Origin of the sequence: Secundilactobacillus malefermentans DSM 5705 = KCTC 3548 (assembly GCF_001436395.1) — a bacterium.
Taxonomy (GTDB): domain Bacteria; phylum Bacillota; class Bacilli; order Lactobacillales; family Lactobacillaceae; genus Secundilactobacillus; species Secundilactobacillus malefermentans.
The window spans coordinates 1-9,806 of sequence record NZ_AZGJ01000059.1; the positions used below are offsets into that span (position 1 = coordinate 1).

Annotated in this window: 7 protein-coding genes and 1 pseudogene; 6 read left to right on the top strand and 2 right to left on the bottom strand. The window is 43.9% G+C overall.

Features of this window, described 5'->3' with window-relative positions:
• Positions 1–53: 53 nt before the first annotated feature.
• Positions 54–1,814 carry an ABC transporter ATP-binding protein gene (locus tag FD44_RS08855; protein ID WP_010619091.1) on the bottom strand — a complete coding sequence of 587 codons (1,761 nt, stop codon included), beginning with the start codon at positions 1,812–1,814 and terminating at the stop codon, positions 54–56.
• Positions 1,815–2,145: 331 nt separating this feature from the next.
• A pseudogene (locus FD44_RS10540) lies at positions 2,146–2,259 on the bottom strand (aldehyde reductase); the annotation flags it as partial.
• A gap of 107 nt (positions 2,260–2,366) precedes the next feature.
• Between FD44_RS10540 and FD44_RS08860 the strand changes: the two are divergent.
• From FD44_RS08860 to FD44_RS08885, 6 genes are all read left to right on the top strand, one after another.
• Positions 2,367–2,816 carry a MerR family transcriptional regulator gene (locus FD44_RS08860; protein WP_010619093.1) on the top strand — a complete coding sequence of 150 codons (450 nt, stop codon included), beginning with the start codon at positions 2,367–2,369 and terminating at the stop codon, positions 2,814–2,816.
• Between the two features lie 59 nt (positions 2,817–2,875).
• Positions 2,876–4,717 carry an FAD/NAD(P)-binding protein gene (locus tag FD44_RS08865; RefSeq protein ID WP_010619094.1) on the top strand — a complete coding sequence of 614 codons (1,842 nt, stop codon included), beginning with the start codon at positions 2,876–2,878 and terminating at the stop codon, positions 4,715–4,717.
• Between the two features lie 103 nt (positions 4,718–4,820).
• Positions 4,821–5,015 carry a hypothetical protein gene (locus tag FD44_RS08870; protein ID WP_156656221.1) on the top strand — a complete coding sequence of 65 codons (195 nt, stop codon included), beginning with the start codon at positions 4,821–4,823 and terminating at the stop codon, positions 5,013–5,015.
• A 59-nt stretch (positions 5,016–5,074) separates the two neighbouring features.
• The gene (metE, locus tag FD44_RS08875) at positions 5,075–7,354 is read left to right on the top strand and encodes a 5-methyltetrahydropteroyltriglutamate--homocysteine S-methyltransferase (RefSeq protein ID WP_010619096.1); all 2,280 of its coding nucleotides are present in this window, start codon (positions 5,075–5,077) and stop codon (positions 7,352–7,354) included.
• Complete coding sequence (metF, locus tag FD44_RS08880; RefSeq protein WP_010619097.1) at positions 7,332–8,213, top strand: methylenetetrahydrofolate reductase [NAD(P)H]; 882 nt, start codon at positions 7,332–7,334, stop codon at positions 8,211–8,213. Before metE ends, metF begins: the two co-directional genes overlap by 23 nt.
• Positions 8,214–8,482: 269 nt before the next feature.
• On the top strand, positions 8,483–9,757 hold the full coding sequence (locus FD44_RS08885) for a solute carrier family 23 protein (protein WP_010619098.1): 1,275 nt from the start codon (positions 8,483–8,485) through the stop codon (positions 9,755–9,757).
• The last annotated feature ends 49 nt before the right edge of the window (positions 9,758–9,806 follow it).

Sequence of the window (9,806 nt, forward strand, 5' to 3'; positions counted from 1 at the left end):
TCCAATTATCGGGGTTCACTTCAATTTTAAAATTCTCGCTCTTTTTTGCGTCTTCATTCAAATTGAGCATCATACAATTGGCGGTAATACCCATTTTTGGCAATTAGCTCATCGTGTGTTCCACGTTCAATGATGGCTCCGTGATCCATGGCCAAAATAGTATTAGCGTTGTGGACGGTTGATAACCGATGGGCAATCACGAGTGAAGTTCGATCTTCAATCAGATTATCCATTGCGTGTTGAATGGCTTTTTCGGATTCGTTATCGAGTGCCGAAGTGGCCTCATCCAGGATAATAATGGGTGCGTCTTTTAAAAGTGCTCGCGCAATCGCAATTCGCTGCTTTTGCCCACCAGAGAGGCGCATGCCCCGCTCATCAACTTGAGTGTCGAACCCATCCGGTAGTGGGGTGACAAAGTCGGTGATGTCGGCGAGTTCAGCTACGTGTTGAATTTCCGCATCAGTGGCGTTTGCTGAGCCATAAGTAATATTGTCTTTGATGGTGCCGTCCACTAAATCGACGTCTTGAGAAACAATGGCGATATTTTGGCGAAGACTCGTTAAATCAATGTCATTAATCGGTATTCCGTCAAATGAAATAACGCCTGAATCCGCGTCGTACAAGCGATCAAGCAACTTAACAACCGTCGATTTACCAGCGCCGGAGTGACCGACGAGGGCAACGGTTTGTCCATAAGAAATATCAAAACTGACATCGCTAATCGCAACTAAATTTTTGGCATTGGATGACTTGGCCGGGTAGGTAAAATTCACGTGTTCAAAAGCAATTTGACTGCTAAATTGTGGGAAAGCAACGGCGGCTGAATCGGTTGTAATTTGTGGCTTAACTTTTAAAATATCGGTAATTCGACCGTAAGAAACGAGCGATTGTTGTAGCTGATTAAGTAGTCGCGTAAAGGACTGAATGGGGCTTTGTAGCAAGGCAACGTAGCTTAGGTATGCGACTAATTGACCAATGGTGAGATCCTTTTTGATGACGAAGTAGGCGCCCAAAGCCAGGATAATTGCCGTTCCTAAGTAATTCACGAAATCAATTAAAGGACTAAAAACTGCTTGATTCCAGGTTGCGTTAATCGTGTAATCACGATTTTCATTTGCGTAGTCGCTGAACCGCTTTTGTTCCGTTTTTTCGGCGGTGTACCCTTTAATGAGTTCAATTCGAGTGAGTGTATTTTGCATTTGGTTCGACATCTTTGATTGAGCTGCTCGAGCGTTCATGAATGAGGTTCGAATTCGATTTCGAAAGACGCGGTAAATGACAAACATCAGTGGAAAGGTCAAACTAACGGCCAACGCCATTTGCCAGTTAACAAAAACAATGAAGACCAGAACGCCCACGAAAGTAAACATGTTTCCAATCATCGAGAGCATGTTTGGCGAAATTAGGCTTTGAAGGTTATTGATATCACTGGTCAAACGCACCATTAAGTCACCCGTTTTTCGGGACTCGAAGAAGTAGGTATCTTGGTTGATAATGTGGTCATATAGTGAGTTCCGAAGCCGTGTAATAGCGTTTTGACTCATCACGCCCATATAATAGGTCGAAAAGTAATTGAGTAATCCTAAAATAATGGCTGCCGCGAGTAACAAGATAATCGTTTGAAAAAGCAAGTGGTAGTCGCTTCTAGGAATCACTTTATCAATGATGTACTGCGTGAATTGGGGCATGACAAATTGAAACGCCGTAATCAAAATGAGAGCAAGAACATTCACAATGAGGAGAACCCGACTTTTCAGGACTGATGAGAAAACGTAACGAAACATATTGAGCATGCTGACTTCTTTATTTTTCATTTGGAAAACACCACCTTAATTAACTGATAACATCACCGCAAGTCTAGCATAATGGGGATGAGCAGTCTGCTATTTGCCCTTAACTGGAAATAAAAAAACGCGGTTAGCTGATTTTAAAAACCAGTTAATCGCGTATTTCAGATTAGTTAAATTTCAGGATTTTTTCGATATTTTCATGCGCAATTTTTTCTTTGTCAGCTTCAGAAATTGGGGCATTTGAAGGACCTCATTTATCTTTTGGTTCTGTACGACACGTTAATGAGTTCGTTTACCGTTGCCAACACAATTTCTTCATTGCGATGAACGGGTTGCCAATCTAACAAATCGGCAGCTTGTTCAGTGAACGGAGTGCTGTCCGAACTTCATAGCCTAAGGGTAAAAGAGCTGCGATAATGTGCAATGCTAGAAACCCATTGCCACCGGTAACTAAAACTTTTTTGTTCATCATAAACCTCCTATATAGTTGAAAACGCGTGACGTTTAATTTATGATAATGATGATAAACCCTAGATAATACTCTAGGGAAAGCCAAAAATAAAATAGGTGAACGATATGACGTATTCGATTAAAGAAGTTTCAGAAAAAGTTGGGTTATCCATCTATACGCTAAGGTTTTATGACAAGCAAGGATTGTTGCCGTTTGTTGCTAGAAACCAAGTTGGCTATCGAGAATTTACGGATGGGGACCTCAATATTATTCACACAATTTGCTGTTTGAAAGACACCGGCATGAAAATTAATGATATTCGTGAGTATGTGAATGACATTATGGCGGGACCAACGACAATCGCCCATCGACAACAGTTATTATCCGAGCATCGAGCAGAAGTATTGACGAAGCAGCAAAAGATTGCGGATAATTTACGTGAGATCGATTACAAATTGGAAATGTATGAGGCTGATGATTCATTTGAACAGGTTAGCCGGGAAATTCAATTTGCATCAAGAGAAAAAGAGCAGAATCATTTAGAGAATCCCTATAAGATCACTAATAAATCATGATTTAATTTTGTTTCACGTGAAACAAATGGCGCTAGAATAGATGAAATGGAGAAGCAGCCATGGAAATAGGACTTATTGGAGCAGGACCACGTGGATTGGTCGTGGCCGAACGATTAATTGAACGACAAAGAGAGCAGCATAAATTTGAACAGTTAATGATTACCTTGATTGATCCATTTGGAATTGGCGGTCGCGTTTGGCAGCCTAATCAATCTCCTGATTTAATTATGAACACGAATCCGAGTCAAATTTCGATGTTCACGGATGAAACAAATGAGATTAAGGGGCCAATCGTCCCTGGTTCCAATTTGTATGAATGGATTAAGACAGCAGGGGAAGCCTATATTAAAGAAAATCACTTTTCAATGAGTCAGTCATTATTAGCAGAGATTTCCCCGCTAACTGAAAATGGCTACGCAACCCGTGGCATGTTTGGTGTCTATTTAAACTGGTTTTACGCCTACTTACAATCCCGGATAACGGCTGACACGACCTTAAAAATCATTACGGAAGAAGTGGTCGCCGTTCAGCCTTCAGCGGATACGAATCAGTATTTGATCAAGTGTAGTAATCATATCTTACCCGTTGATAAAGTTGTGATGGCATTAGGGCACAGTGAAAATAAACCGACTGCGGAACAGGCGGTGCTTCGCCAGTTCGCGGTTAAGCAGCATATCAACTATATCTATCCCATGCAACCGCAAGAGTATGCTTTCCAAGAACTAGCTGCCGGCCAAACAATTGTGATTCGTGGCTTGGGACTCAGCTTTTTTGATGCGATGGCCATGCTAACGATTGGCCGTGGTGGAACGTTTACCCGCGATGATAAAGGGGATTTGGTTTATCAGCCTTCTGGCAAAGAGCCGGTGATTGTAGCGGGATCGAGACTGGGTGTGCCACTTAGGGCAAAGGGGCGCAATGAGAAAAATGTTGGCGAAAGAACGCAACCGCACTTTTTCACTGCTGAATGGTTCGCAGCAGCAAAGGCGCAAGGCAAAATATCAGGTCGTGAATTCATCCAAACGGTTCATCTTGAAGTGGAGTACGTTTACTATGAACGACTAATTGAGCAAAGTTACCCAACGATTAACGTTGATAGCTTTCTCGATGAATTTAGGAAATCAGCTGATCCCGAAATGGTTGTTCAGCAATCTGACATTGTAGAATCGGACTACTTTGATTGGGATCGAACCGTTCATCCAATGATTAAAACTGGTGGAATTACCGACTATCTGAAACGAGATGCCGATGAAGCCAACAGGGGAACCAAGACCGGACCGCTGACATCAGCGTTCGAAGTGTTCCGAGATATTCGGGACGTCTTTCGTAAAGTTGTGAATCTGCAGTTACTGGATCCTGACGATTACCGGGATGACTTCTTGGGTCAATTTAACTATGAAAACTCCCATTTGGCAGTGGGGCCACCCGAAAACCGAATCGAAGAGCTGAGAGCCTTGGTGATTGCGGGTGTTGTCAAAATTTTGGGACCAAACATGGCCGTTGAGACGGACGACGAAACGGGTTCCTTTGTCACCTGGTCTAAAGCGCAACCAGAACGAAAGGTTCACTCAACCTACTTGCTGGAAGGCCGATTACCGTCAATTAAGGCGGATCAAACCCAAAACTTTCTGCTTCAACAGCTGGTCGGGGATCAGTTGGCACAAGCCCATGAGTTGCGCCTTTCTGACGGCACGAAGTTTAAAACGGGTGCGATAGACGTTGACGTTCAAACGCAGCAACTATTGGTGAATGGCAAACGAAATCCACAGCTTTTCTTTTGGGGTGTTCCCACTGAGGGAAAGCAATGGTTTACGACGGCAAGTCCACGCCCGCTGACGAATGATGTGACTTTTCGGCAAGGGGATGCGATTGCGGAACAGCTAACTCAGAATTCCATTTGACAGTCCTAATAAAAGAGATTATAATCTCATCAAAATCTAATTAAAAAAATAAGCATTGATGAGAAGAGTAGTTGTTGCATTGAATTTCAGAGACCTCGGGTTAGTGGGAGCGAGGATTCAAGGAAACGACGAAGATGAGCTCAGAGCTGTGGTGCGGTTAACGCCAATCCACCGACTGCCGGCGATAAACGGCACTAGTTTCTTTTTGAGACTAGCTGAGTCGTTAATTGCGAAATTAGCGAAAAATGAGGTGGTACCACGGTTACGCGTCCTCGGAATTATTTCCGAGACTGTGTAATCGGGTACCACCTTTTTTATGTTGATAAATTAAGTTTAAATGATATTGGAGGATGTTTTATGACAACGAGTATTATTGGATTCCCAAGAATTGGTGAACATCGAGAATTAAAATTTGCAACGGAACATTACTGGAAGAAACGGGCAACCAAGGAAGCGTTACTGACGGCCGCTAAAAATTTAAGAGCGCAACATTGGCAAAAACAACAGGACGCCGATATTGATCTCATTCCAGTTGGGGACTTCTCACTTTTTGACACTACTTTGGATGCAGCATTTGCCCTCAACGTTGTGCCCGCACGCTATCGGGCTCTCGGTCTATCTGCATTGGATGAATATTTCTCACTAGCCCGCGGTTACCAAAGTGACACCGAATCCGTTAAGGCGTTACCAATGAAGAAGTGGTTCAACACAAACTATCACTACATCGTGCCAGAATTTGATGATCAAACGGATGTTAAATTGGTCGGAACAAAACTATTTGATGAAATTAATGAAGCCAAAGCGCAAGGAATTTCGCCTAAAGCCGTCATTGTGGGTCCCTTTACGTTACTCAAATTGAGTCGGTTTATTGGCGACAAACAAGCGGCAGATTTTGCCCCAGCAACGATTTCTGCCTACAAAGCTATTCTGGCTAAATTAGGCCAGCAAAAAGTTGAGTGGTTGCAATTGGACGAACCAGCGCTCGATTTTAATTTAACCGATGATGACAAGGCCTTGTTCCTAAGCATCTATGGCGAGCTTCTGTCAGCTAAAGGCAACGTTAAGGTGCTTCTTCAAAACTACTTTGGCGACATTCGCGATGTTTACGAAGATGTGATCAAATTGCCATTTGATGGTATTGGGTTGGATTTTGTGGAAACGGATCAGAACATTGCCTTAGTAAAAAAATTCGGATTCCCTGAAGATAAAGTTTTATTTGCCGGCGTTGTGAACGGTAAAAATATTTGGCGGAATCATTATGCGACAACAATTGATACTCTGCACTCACTAAACGTTAAGGGACCCATTGTGCTCAGCTCGTCATGTTCCCTACAACACGTGCCATATGACGCAGCGTTAGAAACAAATTTACCTGAAACAGTGCAACAACATTTGGCATTTGCTTATGAAAAACTAACGGAAATTAAGGAATTAGATCAAATTTTGAACGGCGAAGACCAAGGTGGCCTGGCTAAAAATACTGACCTCTTTAGCACCATTCGACATCCTAAGAGTGCAGCAGTTACGGAACGAGTTAATCAATTGACCGATGCCGATTACACCCGTTTGCCAGCACGAGCTGAACGAGAAACGATTCAGCAAGATGAGTTTGAGTTGCCTGCACTCCCAACGACAACCATTGGCTCATTCCCACAAACTAAGGACGTTCGTCAAAATCGTTCTAAGCTTCGCAAGGGTGAAATCACGAAGGAAGAATACGACCAATTCAATCGCGATAAGATTAAACGGGTCATTGAATTCCAGGAAAAAGCTGGCGTGGACGTACTTGTGCATGGTGAGTACGAGCGCAACGACATGGTGGAATACTTTGGTGAAAAACTGGATGGTTTCGTCTTCACTCAAAATGGCTGGGTCCAATCCTATGGAACTCGGGGCGTTAAGCCACCAATTATCTGGGGCGATGTGAGTCGTAACGCGCCAATCACCGTTGAGACAACTGTTTACGCCAAGAACTTAACTGACAAATTGGTTAAGGGAATGCTGACGGGTCCTGTGACCATTTTCAACTGGTCATTCCCTCGTGAAGACATCACCCCCGAAGAGTCTGTGACGCAGATTGCGCTCGCGATTCGAGATGAAGTCCAAGACCTTGAAGCCCATGATATTAAAATCATTCAAATTGATGAACCAGCCTTGCGCGAAAACCTACCACTTCGAAAAACGGATTGGTACAAACGGTACCTCGATTGGGCAGTTCCAGCGTTCCGCCTCGTTCACAGTGGCGTGAAACCACAAACCCAAATTCACACGCACATGTGCTATAGCGAGTTTGGCGACATTATCCAAGCAATCGACAATTTGGATGCCGATGTGATTTCATTTGAAGCGTCCCGTTCTGATTTGTCGCTCATTGACCAGTTGGTTGCGGCTGATTTCCAAACGGAGGTCGGACCTGGCGTTTACGATATTCATTCACCACGAATTCCAAGTGTTGACGAACTCGAAACAATTATTAATAAAATCATTGCTAAATTACCAGTTTCGAAGGTCTGGATTAACCCTGATTGTGGCTTGAAGACGCGGTCTGAAACCGAGGCGTTTGAGGCAGTCACGAACATGGTGAATGCGGCCAAAAAGGTAAGGAGCCAGGTTTATGAAACTAACGGAAGTCTTTAAACAGAAAACGGTTTTTTCGTTTGAGGTGTTTCCACCCCATGGCAAAACGCCCCTCGTCAAAATTAAGCAAACCCTAGAGGAGCTTGAGGACATCCATCCGGATTTCATTTCGGTGACACTTGGGGCTGGCGGTACTGGCAAGCGGGACTCAACGGTTGAAATAGCAGACTTAATTCAAAATGACCTTCATATTCCAGCTGTGGCCCATATTCCGGGACTCTATCAGTCAAAGAAAGACGTTCAAGGATTATTGGACCAGTTTGCCGCACATCATGTCACCAATATCATGGCTTTACGTGGGGATCGCGTACCTGGCCATGAGCCGGTTGGCGACTTTGACCATGCAGACGACTTGGTGAAATTCATCAAGCAAAATGGGGATTTCGATGTTATCGGCGCCTGCTATCCGCAATGCCATCAGGAGGCTAAAGACATCGCGACCGATATTCGGTTTCTCAAGCAAAAGGTTGATTGTGGGACTGAACACCTGATTTCCCAATTGTTTTTCGATAATCAGTGTTTCTACGATTTTACGAAGCAGGCTCGGCAAGCTGACATCATCGTTCCCATTGAAGCCGGAATTATGCCAGTAACGAATCAGAAACAAATTGCGCGAATAGCGGATATTTCTGGGACACCGCTGCCCGAAAAGTTTTTAACGATTATGAACCGGTATGTCGATAATCCAGAAGCGATGCGTGATGCGGGAATTGCTTACGCGATTGATCAAATTGTGGATTTAGTGGCCCACGGTGTTGATGGTGTTCATTTATATACGATGAACCACAGTCAGGTGGCGCAACGGATTTGGGCGGCAACGAAGACGCTGTTTGAAGCATCGACGACGAAACCTGTTTGACATTTCAAATGGGGATGCGTATGATAATAACAATTAAATAAGTTCCTTTAAGTTGGTCCGTGAGGCTAGCAAGGAGTTCGGTGGTTCGCGCAATAGGCGTGAACTCTAAGCACTTGTAGTCTGCGGACTGCGGGTGCATTTTTATTTTTAAGAGCGAAAAAAGCGTTGGATTCTGCTTTTTGAAACTTGATATAAAAGTGGAAAAATCCTTAATTTGACTTTACGAGATCAACTTATCCGAACTTGTTAATCCAAGGAGGACTTTATACATGAAGGAACCAGAATTCCATGATAATGACGCGGTATTAGATATTCACGATAAGCCTAAATTTTGGGCTTGGGTCGGGTTGTCACTGCAACACATGTTTTCGATGTTTGGCAGTACGGTAATTGTGCCATTGCTTGTCGGATTGAGTCCTTCAATTGCACTATTTGCTTCAGGAGTCGGAACGTTACTACATATTATGATTACCCAGCGGAAAATACCCGCGTATATGGGATCCAGTTTTGCCTTTATTACGCCGATGCTGGCGTTGATGAAAACGACTGGCTATCCTGGAATCGGGCAAGGCGTGGTGGCAGTTGGGGTTGTCTACCTAATTGTTGCACTGATTATTGGACTAGTTGGGTCGGATTGGATTGACAAAATTTTACCACCCATCGTTGTGGGACCGGTTGTGATGGTGATTGGCCTTTCACTGGCAGGGTCTGCGGCAACTGATGCGATGATGAAAAATGGCACTTATAACCTAGAATATTTCTTAGTCGCAATGGCAACGTTGTTACTCGCAATTTGCTTCAACATGTTTTTCAAAGGGTTCATGGGCCTCATTCCCGTGCTACTGGCAATTGTGTGTGGCTACTTGATTTCCCTTGCATTGGGGATTGTGGACGTTCATAGTATCGCAATTGCACCATGGTTTAAGCTGCCTGCATTTCAAATTCCGGGGTTAACTTATCATTTCCATTTTGAATGGTCGGCAATCATTACGATTGCCCCAATTGCATTCGTGACGATGACCGAACACATGGGGCACATCATGGTGTTGAACAATTTGACCAAACGAGACTTCTTCTTAGATCCTGGGTTACATCGCACACTAGCCGGCGATGGTGCGGCTTCAATATTTGCCGGATTAGTTGGGGCTCCAGCGATGACCAGTTACGGTGAAAACATCGGCGTCATGGCCATCACCAAAGTCCACAGCGTTTATGTTTTGATGGGAGCTGCTGGATTTGCCATCCTGTTCTCGTTTGTTTCAAAACTGAATGCGATTATCATGGCAATGCCACTACCAGTTATTGGCGGAATTAGTTTCTTGTTGTTCGGAACCATTGCGTCAGCCGGGATTACCGTCATGACGGATCATAAAATCGATATGAATAAGAAACGAAACTTGATGATTGCCTCAACCGTCATGATTATTGGTGTCGGTAACGCCTATCTACAGCTTGGAAAATTCCAGTTTACGGGCGTTGCGTTAGCCACGATTTTGGGAATTGTTTTAAACTTAATTTTACCGCAAGAGGCGGCAACGGAATAGCTTGAACTCGCCAAAAAGACCCGTCTATGCGATAATCCCTTTATGGTTG

Bases quoted from the DNA above. Each gene is read 5' to 3' on its own strand.
- FD44_RS08865 (WP_010619094.1), top strand. From the start codon at position 2,876: ATGGAAATAGGACTTATTGGAGCAGGACCACGTGGATTGGTCGTGGCC.
- metF (WP_010619097.1), top strand. From the start codon at position 7,332: ATGAAACTAACGGAAGTCTTTAAACAGAAAACGGTTTTTTCGTTTGAG.
- FD44_RS08885 (WP_010619098.1), top strand. From the start codon at position 8,483: ATGAAGGAACCAGAATTCCATGATAATGACGCGGTATTAGATATTCAC.
- FD44_RS08860 (WP_010619093.1), top strand. From the start codon at position 2,367: ATGACGTATTCGATTAAAGAAGTTTCAGAAAAAGTTGGGTTATCCATC.
- FD44_RS08855 (WP_010619091.1), bottom strand. From the start codon at position 1,814: ATGAAAAATAAAGAAGTCAGCATGCTCAATATGTTTCGTTACGTTTTC.
- metE (WP_010619096.1), top strand. From the start codon at position 5,075: ATGACAACGAGTATTATTGGATTCCCAAGAATTGGTGAACATCGAGAA.